At 60.5% G+C, this 25,712-nt stretch carries 23 protein-coding genes and 2 tRNA genes; 17 read left to right on the top strand and 8 right to left on the bottom strand.

The window, feature by feature from the left end; translation table 11 throughout:
• Window positions 1-64: 64 nt before the first annotated feature.
• Complete coding sequence (gene aroC, locus JJ889_RS08580; protein WP_291893815.1) at window positions 65-1,156, bottom strand: chorismate synthase; 1,092 nt, start codon at window positions 1,154-1,156, stop codon at window positions 65-67.
• A 106-nt stretch (window positions 1,157-1,262) separates the two neighbouring features.
• On the bottom strand, window positions 1,263-1,769 hold the full coding sequence (locus tag JJ889_RS08575; protein WP_291893812.1) for a J domain-containing protein: 507 nt from the start codon (window positions 1,767-1,769) through the stop codon (window positions 1,263-1,265).
• Between the two features lie 91 nt (window positions 1,770-1,860).
• Between JJ889_RS08575 and pdxH the strand changes: the two genes are divergently transcribed.
• Entirely contained in the window at window positions 1,861-2,529 is a 669-nt protein-coding gene (pdxH, locus tag JJ889_RS08570) for a pyridoxamine 5'-phosphate oxidase (RefSeq protein ID WP_291893810.1), read from the top strand.
• Between the two features lie 29 nt (window positions 2,530-2,558).
• Window positions 2,559-3,419 (top strand): DUF1499 domain-containing protein, encoded by an 861-nt coding sequence (locus JJ889_RS08565; protein WP_291893807.1) that lies wholly within the window; start codon window positions 2,559-2,561, stop codon window positions 3,417-3,419.
• Here JJ889_RS08565 and JJ889_RS08560 read toward each other — a convergent pair.
• The gene (locus JJ889_RS08560; protein WP_291893804.1) at window positions 3,395-4,303 is read right to left on the bottom strand and encodes an MBL fold metallo-hydrolase; all 909 of its coding nucleotides are present in this window, start codon (window positions 4,301-4,303) and stop codon (window positions 3,395-3,397) included. The genes JJ889_RS08565 and JJ889_RS08560 overlap by 25 nt on opposite strands.
• Window positions 4,304-5,245, bottom strand: a complete 942-nt coding sequence (locus JJ889_RS08555) for a hypothetical protein (RefSeq protein ID WP_291893800.1) — start codon at window positions 5,243-5,245, stop codon at window positions 4,304-4,306.
• A gap of 363 nt (window positions 5,246-5,608) precedes the next feature.
• Here JJ889_RS08555 and JJ889_RS08550 point away from each other — a divergent pair, with 363 nt between their 5' ends.
• Together JJ889_RS08550 and JJ889_RS08545 are read left to right on the top strand one after the other, a co-directional pair.
• Window positions 5,609-6,541, top strand: a complete 933-nt coding sequence (locus JJ889_RS08550) for an ABC transporter permease (protein WP_291893796.1) — start codon at window positions 5,609-5,611, stop codon at window positions 6,539-6,541.
• Entirely contained in the window at window positions 6,538-7,446 is a 909-nt protein-coding gene (locus tag JJ889_RS08545; protein WP_291893794.1) for an ABC transporter permease subunit, read from the top strand. Before JJ889_RS08550 ends, JJ889_RS08545 begins: the two co-directional genes overlap by 4 nt.
• A 70-nt stretch (window positions 7,447-7,516) precedes the next feature.
• On the opposite strand, the gene JJ889_RS08540 is transcribed toward JJ889_RS08545, so the two are convergent.
• Complete coding sequence (locus JJ889_RS08540; protein ID WP_291893792.1) at window positions 7,517-8,182, bottom strand: hypothetical protein; 666 nt, start codon at window positions 8,180-8,182, stop codon at window positions 7,517-7,519.
• A 128-nt stretch (window positions 8,183-8,310) separates the two neighbouring features.
• Here JJ889_RS08540 and JJ889_RS08535 point away from each other — a divergent pair, with 128 nt between their 5' ends.
• Together JJ889_RS08535 and JJ889_RS08530 are read left to right on the top strand one after the other, a co-directional pair.
• Entirely contained in the window at window positions 8,311-9,933 is a 1,623-nt protein-coding gene (locus tag JJ889_RS08535) for a peptide ABC transporter substrate-binding protein (protein WP_291893789.1), read from the top strand.
• Between the two features lie 68 nt (window positions 9,934-10,001).
• Window positions 10,002-11,246, top strand: coding sequence for a DUF3667 domain-containing protein (locus JJ889_RS08530; protein ID WP_291893786.1), 1,245 nt, complete (start codon window positions 10,002-10,004; stop codon window positions 11,244-11,246).
• Between the two features lie 82 nt (window positions 11,247-11,328).
• Here the strand turns inward: JJ889_RS08530 and sppA are convergent, their stop codons facing one another.
• Both sppA and JJ889_RS08520 read right to left on the bottom strand, forming a co-directional pair.
• Window positions 11,329-13,113 (bottom strand): signal peptide peptidase SppA, encoded by a 1,785-nt coding sequence (gene sppA, locus JJ889_RS08525; RefSeq protein ID WP_291893783.1) that lies wholly within the window; start codon window positions 13,111-13,113, stop codon window positions 11,329-11,331.
• 205 nt (window positions 13,114-13,318) lie between these two features.
• Window positions 13,319-13,395, bottom strand: a tRNA-Pro gene (locus JJ889_RS08520).
• 203 nt (window positions 13,396-13,598) lie between these two features.
• Here JJ889_RS08520 and JJ889_RS08515 point away from each other — a divergent pair.
• The 11 genes from JJ889_RS08515 (at window position 13,599) to JJ889_RS08465 (ending at window position 23,131) form a co-directional block, all read left to right on the top strand.
• Window positions 13,599-13,673: transfer RNA gene (locus tag JJ889_RS08515), tRNA-Gln, on the top strand.
• A 524-nt stretch (window positions 13,674-14,197) separates the two neighbouring features.
• On the top strand, window positions 14,198-14,992 hold the full coding sequence (locus tag JJ889_RS08510; RefSeq protein WP_291893780.1) for a DUF3450 domain-containing protein: 795 nt from the start codon (window positions 14,198-14,200) through the stop codon (window positions 14,990-14,992).
• 24 nt (window positions 14,993-15,016) lie between these two features.
• On the top strand, window positions 15,017-16,402 hold the full coding sequence (locus JJ889_RS08505; RefSeq protein WP_291893777.1) for a MotA/TolQ/ExbB proton channel family protein: 1,386 nt from the start codon (window positions 15,017-15,019) through the stop codon (window positions 16,400-16,402).
• Between the two features lie 14 nt (window positions 16,403-16,416).
• Complete coding sequence (locus tag JJ889_RS08500; protein ID WP_291893774.1) at window positions 16,417-16,944, top strand: MotA/TolQ/ExbB proton channel family protein; 528 nt, start codon at window positions 16,417-16,419, stop codon at window positions 16,942-16,944.
• Window positions 16,945-16,946: 2 nt separating this feature from the next.
• Window positions 16,947-17,360, top strand: a complete 414-nt coding sequence (locus JJ889_RS08495; protein ID WP_291893771.1) for a biopolymer transporter ExbD — start codon at window positions 16,947-16,949, stop codon at window positions 17,358-17,360.
• Window positions 17,361-17,376: 16 nt separating this feature from the next.
• Complete coding sequence (locus tag JJ889_RS08490) at window positions 17,377-17,781, top strand: biopolymer transporter ExbD (protein ID WP_291893768.1); 405 nt, start codon at window positions 17,377-17,379, stop codon at window positions 17,779-17,781.
• A gap of 11 nt (window positions 17,782-17,792) precedes the next feature.
• Entirely contained in the window at window positions 17,793-18,410 is a 618-nt protein-coding gene (locus JJ889_RS08485; RefSeq protein WP_291893765.1) for an energy transducer TonB, read from the top strand.
• A 134-nt stretch (window positions 18,411-18,544) separates the two neighbouring features.
• The gene (locus tag JJ889_RS08480; RefSeq protein ID WP_291893762.1) at window positions 18,545-20,062 is read left to right on the top strand and encodes a tetratricopeptide repeat protein; all 1,518 of its coding nucleotides are present in this window, start codon (window positions 18,545-18,547) and stop codon (window positions 20,060-20,062) included.
• 194 nt (window positions 20,063-20,256) lie between these two features.
• A complete protein-coding gene (locus tag JJ889_RS08475; protein WP_291893759.1) occupies window positions 20,257-21,696 on the top strand; it encodes a hypothetical protein in 1,440 nt (479 codons plus the stop codon).
• A gap of 11 nt (window positions 21,697-21,707) precedes the next feature.
• Entirely contained in the window at window positions 21,708-22,337 is a 630-nt protein-coding gene (locus JJ889_RS08470) for a hypothetical protein (RefSeq protein WP_291893756.1), read from the top strand.
• A 185-nt stretch (window positions 22,338-22,522) separates the two neighbouring features.
• Window positions 22,523-23,131 carry an energy transducer TonB gene (locus JJ889_RS08465; protein ID WP_291893753.1) on the top strand — a complete coding sequence of 203 codons (609 nt, stop codon included), beginning with the start codon at window positions 22,523-22,525 and terminating at the stop codon, window positions 23,129-23,131.
• A 308-nt stretch (window positions 23,132-23,439) separates the two neighbouring features.
• Here JJ889_RS08465 and JJ889_RS08460 read toward each other — a convergent pair whose 3' ends face one another.
• Window positions 23,440-25,701, bottom strand: coding sequence for a S9 family peptidase (locus tag JJ889_RS08460; RefSeq protein WP_291893750.1), 2,262 nt, complete (start codon window positions 25,699-25,701; stop codon window positions 23,440-23,442).
• Window positions 25,702-25,712: the final 11 nt, after the last annotated feature.

Here is a 25,712-nt window from a genome sequence, read left to right as displayed (position 1 = left end):
CGTTAACGGGAAGCTAAAACCTGGTCGATGAGCCCAGCATGAACGGGTGTGTCATGTTGGGATTTTACCAGGCTGCCTGGGCTTCGTGACGCAGTTTCTGGTCTGCCAGGACAAGCGCGGCCATGGCTTCGCCGACAGGAACGGCACGAATGGCGACACAGGGATCATGGCGGCCATGGGTGACGATCTGGGTCTCCTCGAAGGACCGGTCCAGCGTGTCGCGCGGCACCCGGATCGAGGAGGTCGGCTTGACGGCAATGCGAACAACGAGATCCTGCCCGGTGGAGATCCCGCCCAGCACGCCGCCATTATGGTTGGAGAGAAATTCCGGACCGTTATCGCCCGCGCGCATCTCGTCCGCGGCCGCTTCGCCCCGCATGGCGGCGGAGGCAAAACCCGCCCCGATCTCGACGCCCTTGACGGCATTGATCGTCATCATCGCTGCGGCGATCTCGCTATCCAGCTTGGCATAGATCGGCGCGCCCCAACCGGCCGGCAGGCCCGAGACGACAACTTCGACGATGCCGCCCGTGGAACTGCCATCCCGGCGCAGTTGGTCCATGTCCGCTTCCCACAAGCTTACCGTCTCGGCATCCGGGCAGAAAAACGGGTTGTTGGCCACCTCGTCCCAGTTCCAGCGCGCACGGTCGATGGAGCGCTCACCGATCTGGATCAGCGCGGCGCGGATCCGGATATCCTCGCTCAGCACCTTGCGGGCAATGCCGCCGGCAGCGACGCGCATGGCGGTCTCACGCGCGGACGAGCGCCCGCCGCCGCGATAATCGCGCACGCCGTATTTCATGTCGTAGGTAAAGTCCGCGTGGCCGGGGCGCCACTTGTCTCGGATGTCACCGTAATCCTTTGAGCGTGCATCGACATTCTCGATCATCAGGCTGATCGGCGTGCCGGTGGTCACCGGCCCGTTGGTGCGGTCATCCTCGAACACGCCGGAGAGGATGCGGACCTGGTCCGGTTCCTGGCGTGGCGTGACGTGGCGGCTGGTGCCCGGGCGGCGCAGATCCAGCCAGGGCTGGAGGTCGGCTGCGCTCAGCGGAATACCTGCCGGACAGCCATCCACGACGGCTCCGATTGCGGGGCCGTGGCTTTCCCCCCAGGTGGTGACCCGGAACATATGACCAAATGTGTTGTGAGACATGATTCATCCGCCGTTTGCGCGAGATTAGCGAGCCGAGGTCTAGCCGTCACGCCACACACTGCGAAATCCGGATATGCACGATCCGGGTACATGCGGACCATTGGAGCTAGGCGACCGACTGGGAATTGCGGATCCAGCGGGCAAAGCGGGACATGGGTGAAGGGCGGGAGAACTCGTCGACGAAGTTGGACAGCGCCTCGTCATCATTCTCGCCGGTCAGTTTTTCCCAGCCATCCGCAGTTTCGCGAATGGAGATCGTGACCATGACATTGTCCTCGCCGACCGCGGCCAGCTGGGCGCCATCCTCGGTGCCGGCCGGAATACGGACGATGACAGGCTTGTCACCGAGTTTGAGGGCGCGGGAAACGCCGCGCTGGGCATCGGCTGCTGTCACCTCGATTTCGAGGCAGGCCGGGCGATTGGCCTCGATCATGCGGATCGCCGCGACGATATCGGCCAGCTCGGACAGGGTGTCGGGAGAGGGCGTTGAGACATCGGGGTGCAGGCGCTTGGCCGCGTCGCGGAAGGCGGATTTCGCAGCCTTGAAACCCGCACCCGGATCCAGTCCGAGCACGGCATAAGCTTCACGAATACTTCCAACACGCGATGTCATGTGTCCCAGAGTAAATCCGAAAGATTCCCGAAAGGTTGACGCGCTGCGTGGGATCTCTACCTAGCGGTAAAGACAGCAAGGAGCGCTCGCCATGTCCAGGGACCCGCTTATTCCGCCATCGCCCAGTGATGCGGAGTACCAGAAAACGGCTGACGCCAATGCGGTGGAGATTTTCGATCGCGAGGACCCGTACGAGCTGTTCTCCCACTGGCTGGAGGATGCCAAGAAAAAGGAGCCCAATGACGCCAATGCCATGGCCCTGGCCACGGCGGACGAGGACGGGCTTCCTGATGTGCGCATGGTGCTTTTGAAAGGCGTCGATGAGCGCGGTTTCATCTTCTACACCAATCTGGACAGCGCCAAGGGCCAGCAACTTGCCGAGAATGCCAAGGCGGCGCTGTGTTTCCATTGGAAATCCTTGCGTCGCCAGGTGCGGGTGAGGGGGCTGGTCGAGGCGGTTCCGGCTGAGGAAGCGGACGCCTATTTCGCCTCCCGGGCGCGGGACAGCCGAATCGGGGCCTGGGCCTCGAAACAGTCCCGCCCGCTGGAAAGTCGCTTTGCGCTGGAGAAATCCGTGGCCAGGGAGGCGGCGCGTTTTGGCCTGGGCGAAGTGCCGCGTCCGCAGCACTGGTCCGGATTCATCATACGCCCCATGAGCTTGGAGTTCTGGCGCGATCGTCCCTTCCGTCTGCATGACAGACTGACCTTCGCGCGGGACGATTTTTCCTCGCCATGGAGTACCTCCCGGTTGTATCCTTGAGGCTCCAAACGGGCTGACAGGGGGTAGCGATGGACCGGATAACGTCGGTTCTTCGTACAAGTGTGTCTGTGCTTACGTGGTGGTGCGGCCTGTTGATGCTGCTCGTACCCGCATGGTTCGCCCTGGCCTCTTTCGGGGTGAAATTCGATTTCATCAACTGGGAACTCGGCCTGGGCGTGATGATCAACCAGCTTGGTCTGAGCGTGCTGTTGACCTCGATCGTGTCGGGCGTGCTGGCGCTGGGCGTGATCATTGCCCACCGCATCCTGACGAAACGCGCCTTTGGTGTGATCGCCACCCCGGTGTGGGCGGTCGTGATGGGCGTTGTCGGCATTGGCTGGATGACGTTGACCCTCGATCAGCGCGGCGAGACGCCCTATCTGGTGGATATCTCCACCGATACCCAGGACCCGCCCGGGTTTACCCAGTCCAATGTTCGGCGCCGTCTGGCCAGTGACCAGGGGCTGGACTACGCGACCAAGACCGATGCTGAGGGGCGGGCCTATGCCGACGCCCAGGCGGAATATTACCCCCAACTGACAAGCCTTTACCTGGACATGGATCCGGAAGCGGCTTTCCGCCGGGCCTTGCTGACGGCGCGGGATATGGGCTGGCATGTCGGTGCCGCCTCCCATTCTGCAGGCATGTTCGAGGCCACTGCGGAGAGTTTCTGGTTCGGCTTTACCGACGACATTGTCGTGCGGGTGCGCGAGACCGAGGAGGGTGAGGGCTCGATCATCGATGTGCGTTCACTGTCACGTCGCGAGATGCATGACCTCGGGCGCAATGCACACCGTGTCGCCGCCTTCCTGGAAGCGGTTCAGGTCGAGCCGACGGATGTCGATGCCTGGGCCGAGGCCGGTGCTCAGGCGGGCACCGGCAGTGAATAGCGGGCCTGCAGGTCGGCTGCGCCATCGCAGATGACACGGTTGGTTTCCACCAGGTGGATCATGTGGGCCAGCACGGAGTGGGCGGCTGCCGGGTGCAGGCGCTTGTCCACATCGGCATACATCACCGAAACCATGTCACGGATGTTCTCCTGGCCGGCACGCAGCCGGACCAGGATCTGTTCCTCGCGTTGCAGGCGGTGGTCGATATAGGCCTGGATGAACTCTGACGGGGTCTCGACAGCCGGGCCATGGGTCGGCCACAGGCGGTCATACCCATTGTCGCGAATACGGGCGAGCTCGCGCAGATAATCCCCCATCGAACCATCAGGCGGAGAGATCACACTAGTCGACCAGGCCATGACATGATCGCCACAGAACAGGGTGTTTTCCTCTTCCAGCGCGTAACAGACATGGTTGGACGTATGTCCCGGCGTGTGCAGGGCGCGAATGGACCAGTTGGATCCGGAAAACACCTGCTCGTCATTGATCTGGACGTCCGGCTGGAAACCGACATCATCCCCGGCCTCGAGACGGACCTCGCCACCGGTCGGCGCAATGTTCTGCGGACCGAAACCATAGACCTTTGCGCCATGTTTCTTCGCCAGCGGGTGCGCCATAGGCGAATGATCCAGATGGTGGTGCGTAACGAAGACGTGGGTGACGCGCTGGCCCTCCAGCGCCTTGTCGAGCGCGGCGATATGATCGTCCTGCACCGGGCCGGGATCGATGACCGCAACATCATCCGTACCGATGATGTAGACGCCGGTGCCGGTATAGGTGAAGGGGCCAGGATTTTGTGCAACGACGCGACGGATCAGCGGTGACAGCTGGTCACAGCGGCCGTACTCGAAGTCGAAATCGCGCACAAAAGGAATACTTGTCATTTAGTTGAGTTCCCGAGCATTGGAAGTTGAAGCTTCCAGATACTCCAAAAACGCGTCGGCCAAACGCCGTGTCACGCGGATTTTATCATCAAGTGACATTGCGATAGGTGGACCCATGTCGGTCTTGTTCACATCGACGACGTAGAGACGGCCGTCCGTACGGTCGCGCAAAACATCGAGGCCGCCCCAGTCAAGGCCCATGGCGCGGGTGAAGCGCGCCAGCATGTCCTGTTCATCGCGGGAAAGGACCTGGTCCGTATCGGTGATCAGGACTTCGTCATTGGAGTTGGAAAAACGATCCTCGACCCGGCGACGCTTGGGCAGGACCAGCGGAATACGTCCGCCAATGGTTGGACAGCGCAGATCCTCGACCAGGCCGCGTTCAATGCGGTTGTCGATGACCCGTTGATAGACATAGCCCTCGACCGGTTCGCACGGACCCTGGACGATACGGCCGTCATGGGCGCCGTTCTTTTCCGACTTCATCACCATGGCGCCTGTACAGCTGGTCGGATCAACGCTCAGCGAATAGCCGAAGACTTCCTCGAACACCTTGGTGACATGGCTCTTGGCGATGCTGGCGCAGTGGCGGTTGATGACATGGGCGCCCGGCGGCACCGGAGTGTCGTCGCAGGTGGTGCTGTCATCAAAGTAGAAAACGACATCGGCCTCAGACGGTTGTTTGGCGATCGAGGCGCCCGCAGCGTGCAGCACACTCCAGATCAGATACCAGGGGCGGGGACGGTCCGGCGCGAACCAGATACGTGGCCCGGTTTGGGACGGGGTTTTCAGCCTCCAGGACTCCACCACGAAGTAAAACGGGAACCAGTTGAGCACCTCACCGATCAGACCGGGCTCGATCGGCAGGCGCGCACCCGTCTTCTTCACGGTGACGATACCGTTCGAATATTCGAAATCCTTCCACCACAGCGCGCTGTGCATGGCTGATATCCTTCTACTCCGCGCGACACGTCCAATATGGGAATTCGCATTGTGCCTGCAAATCACACCGCATCACACCCGGCCCAGATCTTGCTAGCAGGTTAGCAAGATCACAGAAAGGTGAATGTGAAGGTGGCGAAGTTTCTCAACAGGCGATTACTGCGATTGGCGTGGCTTTTTGTTGCGATACTCGCATTTAACATGGTCTGGGTAGCGATGCAGCCCGACCGTTCAAGCAGCCGATCTGTATCAATTGCACCTATAAGCGCAACAGATGCTGCGGTGCAACGGCATCCGGTTGATTGACAAGTGCGCCCTGAAATTGAAACTGCACGCCTGATTTGAAGAGCTGCGTCACAATATATGTTTTCCTTTGTACTGCGAAGATTACTCGTCGCCATCCCGACTTTGATTGTGATTACGGCTCTGGCCTTCTTCATGATGAAGGTCGCGCCAGGCGGTCCCTTCGACCTTGAGCGGCCGATGCCGGACGAGATCCGTGAGCGCCTGCTTGAGCGCTATGGCATGGATCAACCGGTCTGGAAGCAATATCTCGACTATATGGTTAATCTGGCCCAGGGCGATCTCGGCCCGTCGCTGAAATTCCATGACAAGGACGTCGCGGAATTGATCGGCGAGGGTTTCCCTGTCTCCATCATGATCGGCTCGCTGGCCATGTTGCTCGCCGTGTTTGTCGGCACGCTGCTGGGCGCCATTGCCGCGCTGCGCCAGAACAAGTCCAGCGACTATGCAGTTATGGGTTTCGCCATGATCGGGGTCAGTATCCCGCCCCTTGTCATGGGGCCGATCCTGGCCCTTGTGCTGGGTCTGTACATGAACCTGTTACCGACGGGCGGTCTCAATTTCAATCGCTATGGGCTGAGTGTGCTGGTCCTGCCAGTGATCACGCTGGCCCTGCCACAGATCGCCATCATTGCGCGCCTGATGCGGGCGAGCATGATCGAGGTGATCCGCTCCAACTATATCCGCACCGCCCGTGCCAAGGGCCTGTCGGCCCCGGCGGTCATGGTCCGCCACGCCCTGCGCTCCGCGGTTCTGCCACTGGTCAGCTATCTCGGTCCGGCCTCTGCCGCAGTGATCTCCGGCTCGCTGGTGATTGAACGTGTCTTCCAGCTGCCGGGCATGGGCGCGTATTTCGTCGATGCCGCCCTGCAGCGTGACTATACGCTGGTGATGGGCGTTGTCGTTGTTTACGCCAGCCTGATCATATTCCTGAATTTGCTGGCAGACCTGCTCTACAGCGTGCTCAATCCGAGGGTGAAGTTCGACTCATGACCACGATCGTCAATCCCAAGGAAAAACAAGAAATGCTGACCAAGGCGGCGGTCCGGGGCCGTTCGCTCTGGGATGATGCCCGCACGCGCCTGATGCGCAACAAGGCCGCTGTGGCCTCGATGTTCATCCTGGGCGTGCTGGTCGTGCTGGCGATTATCGGCCAGCTGGGCATCTGGGTGCATGATTATGACACGATCTATCGTGATCGTGTGTCCATCGCGCCGACCCTGGACAACTGGCACATCCTGGGCACGGATGCCCAGGGGCGGGACCTTCTGGCCCGCACGCTGGTCGGACTGGGCGTGTCGCTGATGGTGGGCGTTGTCGCCACCATTGTCTCGCTGGTCATCGGTGTGACCTGGGGGGCGACAGCCGGATTTGTCGGCGGGCGTATCGACCAGATCATGATGCGTTTTGTCGACATCCTGTATTCGCTGCCCTTCATCTTCTTCGTCATCATCCTGATGGTCGTGTTCGGGCGCAATATCGTCCTGATCTTTGTCGCCATCGGCGCGGTTGAATGGCTGACCATGGCGCGCATCGTGCGTGGCCAGACCCTGGCCCTGGCCAAGATGGAATTTGTCGAGGCGGCCGAGGCCGCAGGTGTCTCGCGTGGCAAGATCATCCAGCGCCACATCATCCCGAACGTGCTGGGCCCGGTTGTGGTCTATGTGACGCTGATGATCCCGGTTGTGGTCCTGGCCGAGAGCTTCCTGTCCTTCCTGGGCCTGGGTGTCCAGGAACCGCTGACCTCGCTGGGTCGCCTGATCTCGACAGGTGCGCAGGACATGGAAGTCGCACCGTGGACGCTGATCGTGCCGGCTGTGACGATGATGATCACGCTGTTCTGCCTGAACTTCATCGGTGATGGCCTGCGCGACGCGATCGATCCCAAGGATCGCTGATCGCATCCCCGGACATGAAAAAAAGGGCCGCATCGAGCGGCCCTTTTCTTTTGTGGAAAGCCTGTGTCGGCTAGCGGTTGTCGACGCGGCGGACGCGGATGGAACGGCCCTGGCCGTTGATGCGCATCATGTAGCTGTCCAGCGCAGCCTCGCTGATCTCGGCATAGATGTCGCCGCGCGGAATGCGAACGCCACGCTCGTCGGTCTGACGCCAGACCTGTCCGTTCTCCATCGTGAAGATATGCGTGCCCAGACCCACAACGCGATAGCTGGCGATCGGCATGCGCACCGTATCCGGCGTACCATCGCGATTGCGCTCGACGACCTGGGACTCGCCCCCGATATCGCTTTCGGCCAGGGATGGTTCACGCACCGGGCGCGAGCCGAACTCCGCGACGGCGTCATCTCCGCGATCGGCTTCGGCGACGGCGCGTTCCTCGTCACGATTGCCAAAACCGGGGAGACGAACCCGCGGGATCAGGCGGCGGCGTTCCGGTGCGGCCTCTGCGGCGGCCCCGGCCGCGTCAGCGACACGCGATTCGCGTTGACCGAATTGGCTGTCACGGGACATCTGTTCCACGATGCGATCGTAACAAACCAGGCGAGCAAGGCTGTCGCTCTCGCCGCGGCAGGCGATCAGGGCATCGCGCGTATTGTCCTGTGCCAGCGCGGGTGCCGCAATCAGTGCGGTCAGGCCCGTCGAGCAGGCGAGCAGGATCGAAAGGCGGGAATTCATCATTGACACTCCAGTACGGGCGTTTATTTGCCATTCACAAGCGGTGTGCGACTGTCGACCACTTGGCGACGATAGTCTAGAACTACCGCTGAAATCATTTTTCACGTGTCGGAGGGGAGACCGAAACCGTGCTGCGCAATCGTATCATCAAAGCCGCTCTTGTAACCACATCACTGCTGGCCCTGGCGGCCTGCGGCGGCGGACAGCCGAACAATAGTGATTCCGTTACGCTTCACCGCGGTAACAATGCCGAGCCTCTTTCGCTTGACCCGCACCGTGCCAGCGGCACCTGGGAGAACAATATCATCGGCGACATGTTCGTCGGCCTGTTCACCGAGGATGCCAGCGGTTCGCCCATTCCGGGCATGGCCGAGAGCTGGGAAGTTGCCGAGGACGGCCTGACCTGGACCTTCACCTTGCGTGAAGCTCTCTGGTCGGATGGCGAGCCGGTCACGGCCAGCGATTTCGTGTTCTCCCTGCGTCGTATTTCCGATCCGCAGACCGGCGCCCAATATGTTTCGCTGCTGTTCCCGATCGAGGGCATTGCCGCAGCCAGCCGTGGTGAGATCTCCCCGGACCAGATCGGTGTTCGTGCGATTGACGACCGGACGCTGGAGATTTCCCTGGAAAATCCGGCGCCCTACCTGCCGGGCCTGCTGACGCACTACACGGCCTTCCCGATGCCGCAGCACGTGGTTGAACAGTATGGCGATGAATGGGTGCGCCCGGAAAACATCCAGTCCAATGGTGCCTTCCGCCTCTCTGACTGGCGCACGAACAACTACGTACACCTGGTGCGCAACGAGAACTTCTTCGACAACTCGAATGTCTGCCTGGATGAAGTCTTCTTCTATCCGACGGTGGATAACAGCGCGGCCAGCCGCCGCGTTCGCAATGGCGAGCTGGACCTGAACATGGAATTCCCGGGCCAGCAGCTCGACTTCCTGATGCGCGAAATCCCTGAATATGTCCGCGTTCATCCGTTCATGGGTACGATCTACTTCTCCCTGAACACCCAGCTGGAACAGTTCGAGGATGCCCAGGTCCGCAATGCGCTGGGCATGGCCATCGACCGGACCTTCATCGCTGAACAAATTCTCCAGGCCGGTCAGCCGCCGGCCTATTCCATGGTGCCGCCGGGCGTGGCCAATTATCCGGGCGGTGTGGCTGCGAGCTGGTCCAATATTCCGGTTGAGCAGCGCCGTGAAACCGCGCGCGAGATCCTCGAGGCGGCCGGTTATGGCCCGGACAATCCGCTGCGTTTCGAATACACCTACCGGGCGACGGGCGATAATCCGCGTATTGCGCCGGTCGTGCAGAATGACTGGTCGTCAATCGCCGAGTGGGTCATCCCCGAGCTGATCGTCAACGATACCCAGATCCATTACGACAATCTGCGCGCCTCCGACTTCCAGGTCGCTGATGGCGGTTGGATCGCGGACTATAATGACCCGTACAACTTCCTCTTCCTGGCGGAGTTCCGGTCAGTGCCGATGAATTACTCGCGCTATAACAATCCGGAATATGATGCGCTGGTCACTGCAGCGAACCAGGAGCTGGACCTGGCGGCCCGTGGCCAGATGATGGCCCAGGCGGAACAGATGATGATTGATGACATGCCGATCATTCCGATCGTGTTTTATGTCAACAAGAACCTGGTCAGCCCGCGCGTCACAGGCTGGGTCGACAATGTCGTCAACATCCACCGTTCGCGCTACATCTGCTTCAACGACGTTGAAGCAGCAGAATAAGTCGCCTTGCAGACAATCCCGACCCGACCTAGCCTGTACGCAAGTATAGCGCAGGTCGGGGTAGGGATATGTCGGGCGCAGACACAGTAACTGATGCGATTATCGCCGGCTCTGGAGCCGGCGAGATCGAGGACGCGATCCACGCGTCCAAACGTACCAAGCGGAATCGCGACAGCGCATTCCAGTCTCCCACAGCCGAGGGCACGTGCTCGAATTGCGGCACGCAATTGTCGGGGCCGGTCTGTCACAGCTGTGGCCAGACGGCGGACAGTTTCCATCGACCGGTGTGGGAATTGCTGACCGAGATCTTTGACGGTCTTTTCGGTTTCGAAGGCCGCATGTGGCGCACCATCCCGCCGCTGCTTTACCGCCCCGGCCATATCACCCGCCAATACCTGTCCGGCGTGCGCGCACGTTATGTGATGCCGTTCCGTCTCTATCTGACGGCGAGTGTTCTGTTCTTCTTGGTCGTGTTCGGTGCGACGAATATGGATTTCGGAGATGCTCCGACTGCTGCTGAGATCGAGGCTCAGCAGGCAGCTGTCGAACAGGGCTTGGTGACGGCGCGGGAGCAGATGGAAGCTGCCGGCATGTCGGGGGAGGAGATAGACCAGGCGCTTTCAGCAGCCGAAGCGGGGCGCGAAGCGCTTGCCGAAGTTGCCTCTGACCCCGTTGTGCAAGCTGCGCAGGAAGAGAACTGGAAAGAAAGCGCGATCAATGGCGTGCGTGTCGCACTGGTCCCTGAACTGTACCCCGAACTGGTAGCTGAAACCTCAGATGAAGGTGATGCCGAGGCGGTTCCGGGCGGCGTGATCGAGCTGGAAGAGGGAGTCTCGGTCAGTGTCGGCGAAGATATATCAGACATGCCGCTGGAGATTCGCCGTTTCCTGGCGGACCAGGCCGAGAGCGTGATCAACGACGACGGCCAGCTGATGCGGCGTGAGCTGGAAAAGTGGATCCCGCGCGTGATGTTCATCATGGTGCCGGTATACGGCTTCCTGCTGGCCTTCATGCATTTCTACAAGCGCGGCTATTTTTTCTACGATCACATGGTCGTTTCATTGCATTTCCATGCCTTCTTGTACCTGTTCATGCTGGTCACAATGGGGATTTCAGCCATCATCGGTGCCGGCTGGGCGATATTCATCCTGTTGATATGGTCGAATTTCTACCTCTACCGGATACACCGGCGGGTTTATGATCATGGCCGGTTTTCATCGGCCTTGCGGGTGATTGTGCTCAACTTCGCCTATTCGATCCTGCTGGCTATTGGCACGATCATCGCGCTGTTCCTTGCCTTTCTCAGCGGCTAGGGCGGCACGCCTCCACAAGAACGTGTCACAAAAAAGGGCCCGCCGATCAGCGGGCCCTTTCTTTTTGGATATGGCGTTCGGCCTAGCGCGGTTGCGGGGCCGTAGAGCGGAGCTGGACGCCGCGGGCATCCATCTGCTGGCGTGCTTCCACGGCGGCCTGGACTTCCGGCAGGTCCATCAGCGCATTCATGCGTGCCATGGCCTCGGCGCTGTCAGCGGAAACGCCGAACAGCTGTTGGAAGGCCTCGAAACCGGTCAGCGGTTCCGGATAGCGGCGCAGGCGGATCTCACCTTCCGGTGCGATACCGGCCAGTTCCTTGGCGGCGCCAATAGCGTCACGGAAGCCGCCGATCTCGTCGACCAGACCCAGGTCCAGCGCCTGGGCGCCGGTCCAGACACGGCCACGGGCAATTTCCAGCACGCGCTCGAGCGGCAGGTCACGTCCATCGGCCACGCGTGAGGTGAAGTCCTCGTAGATGTCTTCCATCTGGGTGCGATAGGCCTCGCGCTGGCTTTCCGTCCAGCTCTGCTGGCCCGAGAATGCGGTTGCATACTCGCCGCCGACGGAAACAGACTCAGTGTTCAGACCCAGGCGGGCATAGGTGCCGGAAAGATCGACCTTGCCCCCCAGAACACCGATGGAACCGGTGATGGTGGTGGCGTGAGCAATGATGTAGTCCGCCGGCGCGGCCAGGTAGTAACCACCCGACGCGGCCGCATTGGCCATGGAGATGACAACCGGCTTGCCGGCTTCGCGGGCGCGGATGACGGCGTGCCAGATCTGGTCGGAGGCGATTGCGGAACCGCCACCGGAATCAACGCGGATGACGATGGCGCGGACATTCGGGTCTTCCGCTGCCGCGAGGATGTTCTCGGACATCGCGTCGCCGCCGATCATGTCCGTGCCGCCAAACGGACCGGCTGCGCCGGAACCGGTGACGATGGCGCCCTGGCCCTCGATGAGGGCGATGACCGGAGCCGAGCTGAAGTCGGCCGGTGCCTGGGCGTAGTCATAGATGGACACGGCACTGGAGCCTGCGCCCGCACGGGCGAGGGCCGCTTCGCGGGCTTCCACGACGTGGCCAAGGCGGTCGATCATGCCCGCTTCCTGAGCGGTCTCGGCCGTGTGCGGTGCAGTTTCAAAAACGCCGGTGATATCGGTGACAGACTGATCGCGATCATCAGCGATCGAGGCAACGGCCGTGTCATAGATCGAGGTCATGTAGGAGGTCATGGCCTCACGATGCGCTTCGGTCAGGCCGGTTTCGACGTATTGGTTGGCAGCGTTCTTGTACTCATAGAATTGTTCGAACTGGGGCACCGCATCGAACTGGTCGAACAGGCCGCCCAGGAAGGTGATTTCGGCAGCGAGGCCCGCTGGCGTGAAGCTGGCCGTATCCTGCAGCCAGATCTCGTCGGACGCAGCAACGGCATAGTATCCGGTCAGTGACGTGCCTTCAAAACCCTGGGCGTGGGTCATGACAAAACGACCGCTCGCCTGGAAATTGGTGATCGCGGTGCGGATTTCCTCGGCGGTGGCCGGGGACATGCCGAATTCGTTGGCGCGGATGAAGAGGCCCTGGACGCGCTCATCGGCTTCGGCGCGCTCCAGCGTGCGCACGACGTCCACGACAGACAGCGGCTCGGAAAAGGCGAAGGGCGAGCTCGACGGGCTGTCGAGACGGCCGGTCCGCAGATCCAGCTCCAGCACGATGCCGTCGACCGGCAGCGCCACTTCTTTCTCTGCGCTGCTCATGGCTGACGCAAAGAGCGAGAACAACATGATCGTAAATACGATGACGGCCAGAACTGACCCGACAATCACACCAAAGATCGAACCAAAGAAGGTGATCCAGAACTGTTTCATTTTAACCCCTTAATGTCGCTGACACAGCGATCCGCCCGGCTTGCACCAGAAAACTGCAAGATCCGGTCCGCCTTTGGAGGGAAACTAGTGCTCCTGAACGGCACGGTCGAGGGGGATTGCGAGGGAATGTGTCCACGCACGAATCAATATCGCACAGCGTGACCGAAAGGCCGCAGGGGATGTTGATGAAGGGCGGGAAAATGAATGGTCGGAGTGGCGAGATTCGAACTCACGACCCCTGCCTCCCGAAGACAGTGCTCTACCAGGCTGAGCTACACTCCGAACCGAGGCGCGGCTTATAGCCAACAATGTTGGTAGGTGCAACGCGCTAATATCAGCCAGCCGCACATGAAGTGCAGCAGTGGCCGATTGCACTGGTATTTGAGCACGCGTCTGCAATTGAACGGCATTTTACCGCACAGACCCGTTGCATCATTTGAGCCGAGTCGTTATTTAGCCCGCTCCGCTGGAAACGCGGAACCGGTTGGGGCATCGCCAAGTGGTAAGGCATCGGTTTTTGGTACCGACATTCCCAGGTTCGAATCCTGGTGCCCCAGCCAACTCTTCAAGAAAATTTGTACGCGATTTTCAGGCGAGGCCTGAAATTTAATGTTTGTGCCCGTTTTCGTGCGCTTTGAGACACGGGTGATAGATAAATTATCATTGTAGCCACAGGCAGATTTCAAGCTTTCGCAATCTGCTATCTGCAGGCGAGTTCACGACAATTGCGCGTCCTGTCAGGCGAATTTGGGCCGAAAAAGCGCAGTTATGGGACGGTTCCGCCCACATTGCTCTATTGATCGCCGCACTTTGCTGGTGTTAGCGTTCATCCAAATTTCAAGCGGCGTGTCTGCGCCTATGAGTCGGTGGAGCAACCATCGCGATGTGAGTGAACTGCAGTTTCAACAGGCTCGGTAACCACTCATCCAGAAATAAGCGCTATGTCGGCGTTATAGACGACGGCGGCAGTGCCGTTTGAATTTAGGGTAGGGGGCCAAACCGGCAGGCTGACGCCGGTTCAGCACGAAATTAGTAAGCGGGAATCTCGTATGGGGGACCCGCATTGACCATTGTGAGGCGAGAAATGGTGAACTTGAAGAATTTGGTTCGCGCGTCGCTTATGGCGGCGGTTGCGACGGCAGCCTTTGGGGGTGTCGCTAGCGCGCAAAGCGCGGTGCTCAACCAGACGCTGGACGTTGCAGAGCAGAGCACGAATAACGGTCGTGAGACCCAGCAGCAGGTCGATCGACTCGATGACCAGCGTACGGACATTGAACTGGAATATCGCGCTCTGCTGCAGCAGATCGAATCCCAGCGCCTGTTCGTTGAACAGCAGCAGGTTTTCATCCGTTCGCAGGAGAACGAGCTGACCTCCCTGCAGCAGCAGATCGAACGCGTTGACAATATCGAGCGTGACCTCGCTCCGATGATGCGTGAAATGGTTGTGCAGCTTGACCAGTTTGTGAACCTCGACCTGCCTTTCAACCTTGAAGGTGAAGATGGTCGCCGCGCTCGCATCGAGCGTCTCTACGAGCTCGTTGACGATGCCGAGGTCTCCCAGGCCGAGCGCTACCGCGTGATCCTGAACGCCTATGAAATCGAAGCGTCCTACGGCCGCTCCGTTGTCGTGTTCGAGGAAACGGTTCTCGAAGACGGCGCTCCGGTGATCGTTGACGTACTGCGCATCGGCCGCGTTGCCTTGATCCGCAAGTCTCGCACGGACCAGAGCCTCTCGATCCTCTATGCAGGTGCTTCCGGCTACCAGGACGTTCCGTCCAGCGCCCTGTCCAACGTAAACCGTGCCTTCCGCATCGCGGAAGAAGTCACGACCCCGTCTGTCTTCCTGGTCCCGCTTCCGGGCCCGTCGGCCGCGCAATAACGGTCAGGTTCGGAGAGTAGAACGATGAAAACGACGATGAAAATTCTCGCAGCTGCAATGTCTCTCGGCGTTGCCCTGTCCTCCGGTGTTGTCGCACAGACGCAGCCGGCCACGTCTCTTAACGAGCTGCTGAACCGCGTCCGTCAGGACACGCGTGAAGCCAGCCAGGAAAACCAGCAGCGCCTCAACGAGTTCACCGGCTCGCGCAATCAGCAGTCCGCACTGCTGTCTCAGGCTCGCGGTGAACTGTCGGCGCTCGAGCGTCAGGCGGATCAGCTGTCCGCTCAGTTCGACGCCAACCAGATCGCGATCGACGAGCAGGCTGACATCCTTCGCCAGCGCCAGGGTGCGTTCGGTGAAGTCTTCGGTACCGCTCGCCAGGTCGCCGGCGAATTTGCCGCTCAGATCGACAGCTCGATTGTTTCCGCTCAATTCCCGGGTCGTGCTGACGCCCTTGATTCTCTGGCGAACTCCAATGTTCTGCCGACGCGTGCCGAGCTGGACTTCATCCCGCGCCGCGTGATCGAGGAAATGATCCAGCAGCAGCGCGTTGTGAACTTCCAAAGCGTTGTCTACGGCGTCAATGGCGGTGAGCCGACCACGGTTACCCGTGTTGGTCCGTTTGTTGCCTGGTCCAACCACAACAACAATCAGCGTTTCGCGCTGTGGTCCCAGGAAGATGGCACCAATATCTGGCGTCTGTCCGACCTGGCTCGCCAGCCCCCGGCACAGTTCGTGTCCGGTGCATCTGCCATGTACAGCGCTGATGCCGGTGAAGTTGTCATGGGCGTGCTCGACCCGTCCCGTGGACCGCTTCTCGACATCTACAAGGACGTTCCGGATATTTCCGAGCGTATCGACCAGTCCGGTAATGTTGGTCTGGTGATCATCGGCCTGCTGGTCCTGTCTGCTGCTTTCGGTCTGTTCCGCATCTTCATGCTGTTCACGACGCAAGCTGCTGTCAGCGGTCAGAAGCGCAAGTCCAAGGCATCCAAGTCCAACCCGCTGGGCCGTGTTATGCTCGCTTATGAATCCGTCAAGGATCGTGACACCGAGACGATCGAGCTGAAGCTCGACAACGCCATCCTGCAGGAAACGCCGAAGCTCGACTTCGGTCTGAACTTCCTGAAGCTGGCTGCCGGTATTGCTCCGCTGCTGGGTCTGCTCGGTACGGTTACCGGTATGATCAAGACCTTCACGCAGATTACCCTCTTCGGTACGGGTGACCCGCGCGTAATGGCCGGTGGTATCTCGGAAGCCCTGATGACCACGGTGCTTGGCCTTATTGCTGCCATTCCGCTGCTGTTCATTCACAGCTTCGCAGCCAGCTTCGCGCGTGGTGTCCAGGCTGTCCTGGAAGAGCAGGCCGCTGGTCTGGTCGCTCGTCACGCTGAAGAATCCAACGGCTGATCGGAGGAAGCACGATGGATTTCCAGGCCGTATATTCCGGCCTTCAGGAGTTCCTCGAACGCGGGGGCCCCGTTCTGGTCGTCATCATGTTTACGACCTTTGTAATGTGGGCCTTCATGCTCGAGCGCTTCGCTTACTTCTTCCTCGCCCAGAAGGGTGATGCAGACAGAGCGAAGCGGGAGTGGGCCGCACGTGCAGACAAGAAGACTTGGTATGCACACGCGATCCGCGACCAGCTCATCTCGGAGGTCAAGGCAAGCGCCGATCAGAATGTCGAGCTCATCAAGACGCTCGTCGCTGTAGCGCCGCTCTTCGGACTGTTGGGGACAGTGACCGGCATGGTCTCAGTCTTTGACGTAATGTCCATTTCCGGATCGTCAGATGCCCAGGCCATGTCGGCCGGTGTATCGCGTGCGACGATCCCGACCATGGCTGGCATGGTGGCGTCCCTCTCGGGGCTCATCCTCGCCAATTACATCGAGAGAATGGCAAAGCGCCGCGTAGCGGTTCTTGCCGGCGATCTCGAGATTGAGGAGGCCTAGCCATGCGTCGTCGCAAGCAACAGGGAGATGAACAGGCAGAAGTCAACATGACGCCGATGCTCGACATCGTCTTCATCCTGCTCATCTTCTTCATCGTAACGGCTACTTTCCTCAACGAGGAAGGCATCAACATGCAGCCGCCGCCGGAGAGCGATGCTCCGCCGCCGGAGGATGCGCCGTCACCGATCGTGGTCCAGGTGGACGAGGACAATAATATCTTCGTCAACCGCGTGCGGACCGATGTCGACCGTGTGATTTCAGCCGTGAACCGTTTCCGTGCCGAGTCTGCCGGCAGTGCAGTTCTGATCGAAGCCAATGATGAAGCCTCCCACGGCATCATCGTTCGGATTTGGGATGACATGTCTGCCAACGGTGTGCCGGTCTCGCTGAGCCGCGCAAGCGGTCAACAGCAATAGCCGGGGAGGTGAGTTAATGGCTCGTCGCACTAGCCGAGTATCAACAGACGATAGTGATGTTGAACTGGATATGACGCCCATGCTGGACGTCGTCTTCATCCTCCTCATCTTTTTCATCGTCACATCCGTCTTCATCAAGGAACCGGGGGTGGATCCGCTCCGTCCCGAGGCCGTGACGCAAGACGATCTCAACCCGTCCATGCTCGTCGCCGTCACGTCGGAGAGCGAGATCTGGGTCAATCGCCGCGCCTATGAACAGGCCGAGCTTCGCACGGTGATCGAGCAGCTTCTGCAAGAGAACCCGCGTGCCCGCGCTACCATTCAGGGCGACCAAGAGGCCGAAATCGGTGTCATCCTCGATGTCCAGGACCTGCTCCTGGAGATGGGTGTGGATGTCACGATCTCGACCCTGCAGGAATAAGGAGAGGAATGATGGGAAGTATTATTCGTCTCGTTATCGGTGTTCCGATTGCCGCCCTGGTGACGATTGGTCTCTTCGTGATCATGTACAACCTCATCGTTCCCGATGAAGTTGATATTGGCGAGGAAGGTGAAAACCTCCGCATCTCGATCAATGACGAGGTTGCAGAGGTGGAAGCGCGTCGTCGTGACACCACGATTGACGATGTGGATCAGATTGATCCGCCGCCCCCGCCGCCGCAGATCGAACGCCAGGCCGCCGAACAGCCGACCGAAGGTCTTGACACCATCGTGGGTCAGATCCCGGAATTCGACACGCCGCAGCTGGGTTCTGACAGCGTAAGCTTCTCGGTCTCCGACCGTGATGCCCAGCCGCTGGTCCGGATCGAGCCGCAATATCCGCCGCGTGCTGCGGAGCGGGGTGTCGAGGGAACCTGTGCTGTACGTTTCGATGTGACACCGGACGGTACGCCGACCAATGTCACGATCATGAACTGTTCCAGTTCCATGTTCGAACGTGCATCCATCCGTGCTGTCGAGCGCTGGCGTTATAATCCCAAGGTCGAAAACGGTGTTCCGGTCGCACGTCGCGGCGTGGAAACCCAGTTCAACTTCGAACTTGCGGATTAAGATGTAGTCAGGGGTGGTCTCGCCACTGGGCGGACCACCTCATCTTCCGGCCCCGCGGCCCGTCTGTTCCAGACGACGCCAAGGCGCCAGAAAGCACCGGTCCAGGGAGAGGGACTGGTATGAAGGAGCCATCGATGACCCGTTTTGACGGATTCGATCTAGCGAAATTCACGCGCTCTGCGTCGATGATCGTGCTTGCCGGTGTGCTGTTCGGAACGGCTGTTTCCGACGCTGACGCACAGCGCCGCAATCGCCGTGATGCCGAGCAATCGGAAGAAGATGCTGCGGAACGCGTCTTCTCCGCCGCGATCGGTGAAATCGTGCTCGAGGCGCAGAACCAGCAGGCCGAGGAACTCTTTGCAGAGTCCATCGTGACGCTGAACCGCGCGCTCGGAAACAATAGTATCAACCCCTATGAACGTTCCATCGCGCTGCAAATGCGCGGTCGTGCCTATTATGAGCAGGAACAGGTTCAGCGGGCGATTACGGACTGGGAAACCGCGATCACGACCGGCGCTATGCTGCGCTCCGAGATTGCGAACCTGCGTATCAATATCGGCCAGCTCTACATTACCGAAGGCCAGTACGACCAGGGTATCAGCACGCTTGAGTCGGCCATTCGTGATGCCGGCGACGAGATCATCACGGCGCCGCTGGCCCGCATGCTCTCCCAGGCCTACGCCCAGGCTGAACGTTATGCCGACGGCCTGCGCTGGGCCGAGACCTTCTGGGAATTGCGCCCGGTCGCGGAACGGACACGCGGCGACTATTCGCTGATGCTGTTCTACTATCAGCAGATGGACATGGTTCCGCAGCAGATGGAAATCGTCGAGGCGATGGTCGCCCGTTGGCCTGACGAGAAGCGCAACTGGACGTCCTACGCATCCCTGCTGGCTCAGACGGGTCGTGAAACGGACGCGTTCGAAGCCAACAAGATCATGTACATCAACGGCATGCTCAATGAAGGTCCCGAGATCGAGCGGGTCGCGCAGTATTATTCCTTCTTCGAATATCCCTATCGGGGCGCTGTCATTCTCGAGCGCGAGATGAATGCGGGCCGTGTGGATCGTGACCAGGCCAATCTCAACCTGCTGGCCAATATGTGGCGTCAGTCGCGTGAGTGGGAGCGGGCAATTCCGGTTCTGCGTCAGCTGGCACAGCTGACTGGTGAAGGTGATGACTGGGTGAAACTGGCCGAGGCCCTCTACCAGGAGGACCAGCTGTCCGAAGCCGAGACCGCGTTCCAGGAAGCGCTGAACCGCGGCGGTATCAACCGTCCGGGCGATACCTGGAACCTGCTTGGCACGGTGCGCTACGAGCTGGGCCGTCGCCAGTCTGCTATCGCCGCCTTCCAGGAAGGTTCGCGTTATCCCTATGCGCGTTCGACGGCGAACGGCTGGGCGACCTTCATCCGAGCGGAGATCAATGGTGAGGCCGATCGTGCCCGCCTGCGCCGCCAGATTGCCCGTGACGAGTGCGGCTTCACCGTGACCGACCTGGTCAATGGTGCGCGCCTGTTCGGTGACGTTGACGAGGAAGGCCGCGTGAACATTGATGTTCCCGAGCGCTGCCAGCCCTTCTTCAACCGCTTTGGCGAGCCGATTGACGAAGTTGCGTCCAATGACGCTGCCGCGGAAAGCGATAACGGCTAGACCGCTGTCACCAAGGCTTTTGGATCAACGCCCCGGCCGTCTGGTCGGGGCGTTTTTCTATGTCCGGTATACACTGTTCACCCAATACAATTTCTGCGCGCCTTATTCTCGCCATCAGATGACGCGAGGCTTTCCACATCATGACAGCATGCACCGGGGCTGGGGAGTTCGTGTCATGAATTGGGGAGGTGCACATGATGGGACAGACCCGTCACGCCGGCTGGGCCGGTGTCTTAAGCGCGTTCGCGCTCATTCTGGCCGCCGCACCGGCCAGTGCTCTTGAATTCCAGACCGCCGAGGAGAACCAGGTCCTGCGTCCGCACGTGGGCGACCAGATCCTGCGCTATATCGAAGCCGAGCAGGAGGGGCTCTGGCTGGACGCGGCAAACGGATACACATCCTTGCTTGAGGAGGGCAGGCTGCAGCCCTTCGAGGAGGCGACCGTGCTGCAATTGCGTGGCCGGGTCTTTTACGAGCTTGAACAGCCGCAGCGTGCCGTGGAGGACTGGCGGCGTGCGATTGATCTGGGCGCGCTCGGTGTCGATGCGGACAACACATTACGTCTTAATGCCGGGCAATTGCTGATTGGTGAGGCGGATTATGGCGGTGGTACGCACATGATCGAGACCGCGCTCGCCCTGGGTGCACCGCTCAGTGCCGATATCGCCATGCGCATGGCCCAGGCCTATGGCCAGATGGAGGATTACGCCTCCGGACTGCGCTTTGCGCGCCAGGCCTTCGATCTCGCAGACAACCGGCGGCAGAACCATTACTCGCTGCTGCTCTTCTATTTCGAAAATCTCGGCATGGAGGGTGACCAGTTGGCGCTGATCGTGGACATGGTCGAGCGCTGGCCGGAGGAAAAGCGTTACTGGTCCCGCTGGGCTGCCCTGCTGGGCCGCCAGGACCGGGTCGAGGAAGCCTTCAACGTCAATGTTATCATGTATAACAACGGCCTGCTCAGCGAGAATGATGAGCTGATCCGGCTGGTCCAGTATTACGCCTTCAATGGTTATCCCTACCGGGCGGCGGACATCATGTCCCGCGAGATCAATTCCGGCCGGATCGAGGAAACTCCGGATCATCTGCGCATGCTGGCGAGCTATTGGCGTCAGGCCCGCGAATGGGATCGCGCCCTGCCGGTTCTGCATCGTGTCGCAACCACGACCGGCTTCGGCCCGGACTACGAGGCGCTCGGCGAGGCCCTCTATCAGCGCGCCGAATATGCCGAGGCGGAGGTGATGTTCGAACAGGCGCTCGAACAGGGCAATATCCGCCGCCCCGGCGACACCATGACGCTGATCGGCAATGCGCGATATGAACAACATGATTTTGTCGGCGCCATCGACGCGTTTGAACGCGCCTTGAGCTGGGAGTATTCGCGTGCGACCGCCCAGGGCTGGATCGACTTTATCGAACGCCGCATCGCCATCATCCGTCGGGGTGAGGAGCTGGTGCACGTGACGGCGATCGAACGCTGCGAGATCTGGCTGGAGGCGGAACGGCGATCGGTGCCCACCGATGAAACCGAGTTCACGGACGACAACCGCCGTGTGTTCGAACTGCCCAGTGAATGCGGGACCTATTTCAACCGCCTGGGCGAACGCCTGCCGGACTGGCAGGGGTTTTTGTAGGAACGAGGGGCATGTTCGGCGTGTTGGGAATGGCGTTGGCCGTTGGGCTGTTAAGTGGAGATCCGGTACACGGTGACTTGTGTCGCCCCCGGATCGCCCCTGATCCGTTGGTGACGGAAACGATTGCCGCTGACGCTTTGCAGACTCCGTACGCACGAGAAGTTCTTGATGTAATTCTGCGCCCTCACCCTGAGGACTTGCGGCAATCCGTGTTGGAATTGGAACATGCGCTGGCCCAACCCGCGTTCGGGGCAAACGAGCTGAATGCGCGGACCAGGGCGCTGGCTTACGTCTATCTCGGCGGCGCTTACTACAACCTGGATCGTAAGGACGCGTCTTTGGATTATTGGGAGCGGGCCGTGTCGACCAGGATGCTGTTCCCGGATGAGGCGGCGAGCGTTCATTTCAATCTGGCCCAGCTGTACATTCGGGCCAGCAATGTGCGCGACACGATCATCCATTTGCGGGCGACGGCGTGTTTGACGGATGCCGAGACAGAGCTGCCTGATCAGTTCGCTGACGTCGTTGGCCACGCCTCCCGTATGGAGGTGGTCCACCCAACGCTACTGGCCTGGCGAGAGCAGCTCGGTTTGATCGCCGCGAGACAGCGCCCAAATTCTCCCCCAAATGATCACAATTGATCTCAATCGCGGCACGCTTTTGCCGTGAGGCCGGGGTCTGATGAGGATGCGACGCGGTGCTGAGTTGTAGTCCGTGTCGCCCTCGGCAGACGGGTCAGAGGGGTTTTGATCCGGGGATCTGGCGAGGCTTCGGGGCGTTTGCCCGGTTGGGCCATGACGGCATCTGCCCATGGGGAGGTAGAACCGTGAATACAGCACTTAGAACACCCTTAGTCCTGCCGCTGGCGGCAGGCGCAACAGTCGGCCTTTTCCTGATGATGCGGGCGCTGATCGATATCGGCCCGGTGGTCTTCGAGGAGGCGCCGCCAGAGCTCGATATCGTGATGAATCTGGAAGTCCCGGACGCAGAAGTTCGCACACCACGACCCATGCCGGACGCTGAAACGATTGATCCGCCACCCGCGGTTCGTCCGAGTGAGGTGGAGCGCGCCGTGCCAGACAGCACGGCCATGACGACGAATTATGAAGTCCCGGCGATCGATTCACCCACGCTCAGCTCGACCGAGGTGAATTTTTCCCGCGACGGCAATCCGACACCGGTCGTGCGCATCAATCCGAGTTACCCGACCCTCATGGCGGAGCGCGGTATCGAGGGGCAGTGCGACATGATTTTCGACATCCTGCCCAATGGTACGACGACCAATGTGCGCGTCCTGTCCTGCACCAATCGCGCTTTTGAACGCACATCGGTCAGGGCCGTGGAACGCTGGCGTTACAACCCGCAGGTCCGCAACGGCCAGCCGATCACCTTCCAGGGTGCCCGCACCCAATTGCTCTACGCGCTGGAACAGTAAACAACAGCCTGGTCCTCGGTATCTGTGGTCTTGCGAGAACCAGGTCGCCCGCTGCGTCGTCGCAACGCAGCGGGCATTTTTTTATCTCACGCCAACTCGCTTTGCTCGCGGCTCCGACGGGGCGGCCTGACCGGCCGGAGCGCGGTCGCGCTCGCGAAGCCCGGAGGGCTTCGATTTGCGATGGTGGCTCTATCCCTCTCCCCACGGGGAGAGGTCGAGCGAAGCGAGGGGGAGGGGGCATGAGCGTAGCGAACAAAAAAGGCGCGGACCATTCAGCCCGCGCCTTTCCTGAAAACCTTGGAGCGAAGTTACTCCGCGGCGATGTCCTCGACTTCGCTATCGGCGAGGCCGGTGACCATCAGGGCGAAGGCCCAGTTGAGGGCGACCTCGCGCAGGCTGTCGAAACGACCGGACGCGCCGCCGTGGCCGGCACCCATATTCATCTTGAGTAGGGTGAGACCGTCATCGGTGCGGCGATCACGCATGCGGGCGACGTATTTGGTCGGTTCCCAATAGGTCACGCGCGGATCGGTCAGGCCACCGGTGGCGAGGATATGCGGATAGGCCGTCTCGGTGATCTGGTCGTACGGGCTGTACTCGATCATCGTCTGGTAATCCTCGGCACTCTCGATCGGATTACCCCATTCCGGCCATTCCGGCGGGGTCAGCGGCAGTTCGGCGTCGGACATGGTGTTGATCACGTCGACAAAGGGCACGGCTGCAATGGCACCGGCAAACAGGTCCGGCTGCAGGTTGACCGCTGCACCGACAAGGAGGCCGCCGGCCGAGCCGCCATAGGCGACGATATTGCCGCGCGAGGTGTAACCCTCAGCGGCCAGCGCCTCACCGGCCGAGACGAAGTCGCGGAAGGTGTTCATCTTCAGCTCGAGCTTGCCGTCCAGATACCACTGGTAACCGCGCGCCATGGAGCCACGGATATGGGCGATGGCGTAGACCATGCCGCGATCTGCCAGTGAGAGCGGGGTGACGCGGAAGCTGGCCGGGATGGTGATGCCATAGGAGCCGTAGCCATAGAGCATCAGCGGCGCGGAACCGTCGATCGGCGTGTCGCGGTGATGCAGGATGGTGACCGGGATTTCCACGCCATCATGACCGGGAGCCATGATACGGCGCACGACATAGTCGTCCGGATTGTGACCGGAGGGGACTTCCTGGCGCTTGCGCAGCACACGCTCGCGCGAGCGCATGTTGTAGTCATAGGTCTCTTCCGGCGTGGACGGGCTTTCATAGGAGAAACGCAGGCGGTCGACGGCGAACTCGTAGCCGCCCGACATGCCCAGCGAATAGGCCTCTTCCTCGAAGGCGATCTCGTGCTCCTCGCCGGTGGCGTATTCGTGCACGACAATGCGCGGCAGGGCGTTTTCACGCTCGGAACGCACCAGCCAGTCTTCAAAACCGATCACACCATTGACCAGCACGCCCGGACGGTGGGCGACAAAGTCTTCCCAGTTTTCCCGGCCCGGATTGTCCAGCGGAGCGGTGACGATCTTGAAGTCGACAGCGCCGTCCGCATTGGTGCGGAAGTAGAAACGGTCCGTGGCTTCGGTCAGATAGTATTCCACACCCTCTTCACGGGCCGCGATCAGCACCGGCTCGCCGGCCGGATCGGCCGCGTCGATGACGCGGATCTCGTTAGAGGTGTGACCCCCGGCATTGATGACGATGTAGTTCTCGCCGTCAGACGAACCGACGCTGACGAAGAAACCCGGATCTTCCTCGTCATAGATCAGCTCGGACGTGCCGCCATCGCGGTTCTGGCGATAGACGCGCTTGGAGCGGCCATTATCATCGCGCCACACCCAGTAGAGGGTGGAGCTGTCATTGGCCCAGACAAAATCGCCGGTGCTTTCATCCGTCAGCGTGGCGATGACCGAACCGGTGGCGACTTCGCGGATAATGATCTCATAGTATTCCGAACCGCGTGTATCCACGGCATAGGCCACGAATTCATGGTTCGGGCTGTGCTCGACATTGCCAAAGTCCAGATAGTCGAAATCACCGGCCTCGGCATCACCATCGATGAGGATCTCTTCCTCGCCCGTCGGCTCACCGGTTTCCGGGTCGATCGGACGGCGCGAGAAGACCGGATACTGGCCGCCTTCACGATAGCGGGTGAAGTATTCATAATTGCCGTGCGGCTGCGGGACAGAGCTGTCGTCTTCCTTGATGCGACCGCGGATCTCCTGGAAAATCCGCTCCTGCAAGGCCTCGGTCGGCTCCATGACGGCGTCGAGATAGGCGTTCTCGGCATCCAGCACGGCGCGGATGTCTTCCTGCAGCGTGTCAGGCTCGCGCATGACCTGCTGCCAGTTCTCGTCCTTGATCCACTGGTATTCGTCCACACGTGTGAAGCCGACCTGTTCAATGGTCACCGGGCGCTGTTCCACCTGCGGGGCTTCCAGCCCCCGGGCGCGCTCGATGAGGGCGGAGCTCGCCGTTTGAGGTGTCTCTGAGTTCATGGAAGTCTCCTGGCTGCAGGCGGCCAGCGTGACGGCCGCAAAGCCAGTCACCACGCCCCTGAGCATGGTCGTCGATAATCTGTGTTTCACTTTACTCTCCC

It is taken from the genome of Maricaulis sp. (assembly GCF_017643475.1).
GTDB lineage: Bacteria > Pseudomonadota > Alphaproteobacteria > Caulobacterales > Maricaulaceae > Maricaulis.
Note: the sequence above shows the minus strand (reverse complement) of the source record. Positions and strands in the feature narration are given on the sequence as shown.

Excerpts from the sequence above, each read along its gene's own strand:
- aroC (WP_291893815.1), bottom strand. The coding sequence starts at position 1,156 with ATGTCTCACAACACATTTGGTCATATGTTCCGGGTCACCACCTGGGGG.
- JJ889_RS08575 (WP_291893812.1), bottom strand. The coding sequence starts at position 1,769 with ATGACATCGCGTGTTGGAAGTATTCGTGAAGCTTATGCCGTGCTCGGA.
- pdxH (WP_291893810.1), top strand. The coding sequence starts at position 1,861 with ATGTCCAGGGACCCGCTTATTCCGCCATCGCCCAGTGATGCGGAGTAC.
- JJ889_RS08565 (WP_291893807.1), top strand. The coding sequence starts at position 2,559 with ATGGACCGGATAACGTCGGTTCTTCGTACAAGTGTGTCTGTGCTTACG.
- JJ889_RS08560 (WP_291893804.1), bottom strand. The coding sequence starts at position 4,303 with ATGACAAGTATTCCTTTTGTGCGCGATTTCGACTTCGAGTACGGCCGC.
- JJ889_RS08555 (WP_291893800.1), bottom strand. The coding sequence starts at position 5,245 with ATGCACAGCGCGCTGTGGTGGAAGGATTTCGAATATTCGAACGGTATC.
- JJ889_RS08550 (WP_291893796.1), top strand. The coding sequence starts at position 5,609 with ATGTTTTCCTTTGTACTGCGAAGATTACTCGTCGCCATCCCGACTTTG.
- JJ889_RS08545 (WP_291893794.1), top strand. The coding sequence starts at position 6,538 with ATGACCACGATCGTCAATCCCAAGGAAAAACAAGAAATGCTGACCAAG.
- JJ889_RS08540 (WP_291893792.1), bottom strand. The coding sequence starts at position 8,182 with ATGAATTCCCGCCTTTCGATCCTGCTCGCCTGCTCGACGGGCCTGACC.
- JJ889_RS08530 (WP_291893786.1), top strand. The coding sequence starts at position 10,002 with ATGTCGGGCGCAGACACAGTAACTGATGCGATTATCGCCGGCTCTGGA.
- sppA (WP_291893783.1), bottom strand. The coding sequence starts at position 13,113 with ATGAAACAGTTCTGGATCACCTTCTTTGGTTCGATCTTTGGTGTGATT.
- JJ889_RS08510 (WP_291893780.1), top strand. The coding sequence starts at position 14,198 with ATGGTGAACTTGAAGAATTTGGTTCGCGCGTCGCTTATGGCGGCGGTT.
- JJ889_RS08505 (WP_291893777.1), top strand. The coding sequence starts at position 15,017 with ATGAAAACGACGATGAAAATTCTCGCAGCTGCAATGTCTCTCGGCGTT.
- JJ889_RS08500 (WP_291893774.1), top strand. The coding sequence starts at position 16,417 with ATGGATTTCCAGGCCGTATATTCCGGCCTTCAGGAGTTCCTCGAACGC.
- JJ889_RS08495 (WP_291893771.1), top strand. The coding sequence starts at position 16,947 with ATGCGTCGTCGCAAGCAACAGGGAGATGAACAGGCAGAAGTCAACATG.
- JJ889_RS08490 (WP_291893768.1), top strand. The coding sequence starts at position 17,377 with ATGGCTCGTCGCACTAGCCGAGTATCAACAGACGATAGTGATGTTGAA.
- JJ889_RS08485 (WP_291893765.1), top strand. The coding sequence starts at position 17,793 with ATGGGAAGTATTATTCGTCTCGTTATCGGTGTTCCGATTGCCGCCCTG.
- JJ889_RS08480 (WP_291893762.1), top strand. The coding sequence starts at position 18,545 with ATGACCCGTTTTGACGGATTCGATCTAGCGAAATTCACGCGCTCTGCG.
- JJ889_RS08475 (WP_291893759.1), top strand. The coding sequence starts at position 20,257 with ATGATGGGACAGACCCGTCACGCCGGCTGGGCCGGTGTCTTAAGCGCG.
- JJ889_RS08470 (WP_291893756.1), top strand. The coding sequence starts at position 21,708 with ATGTTCGGCGTGTTGGGAATGGCGTTGGCCGTTGGGCTGTTAAGTGGA.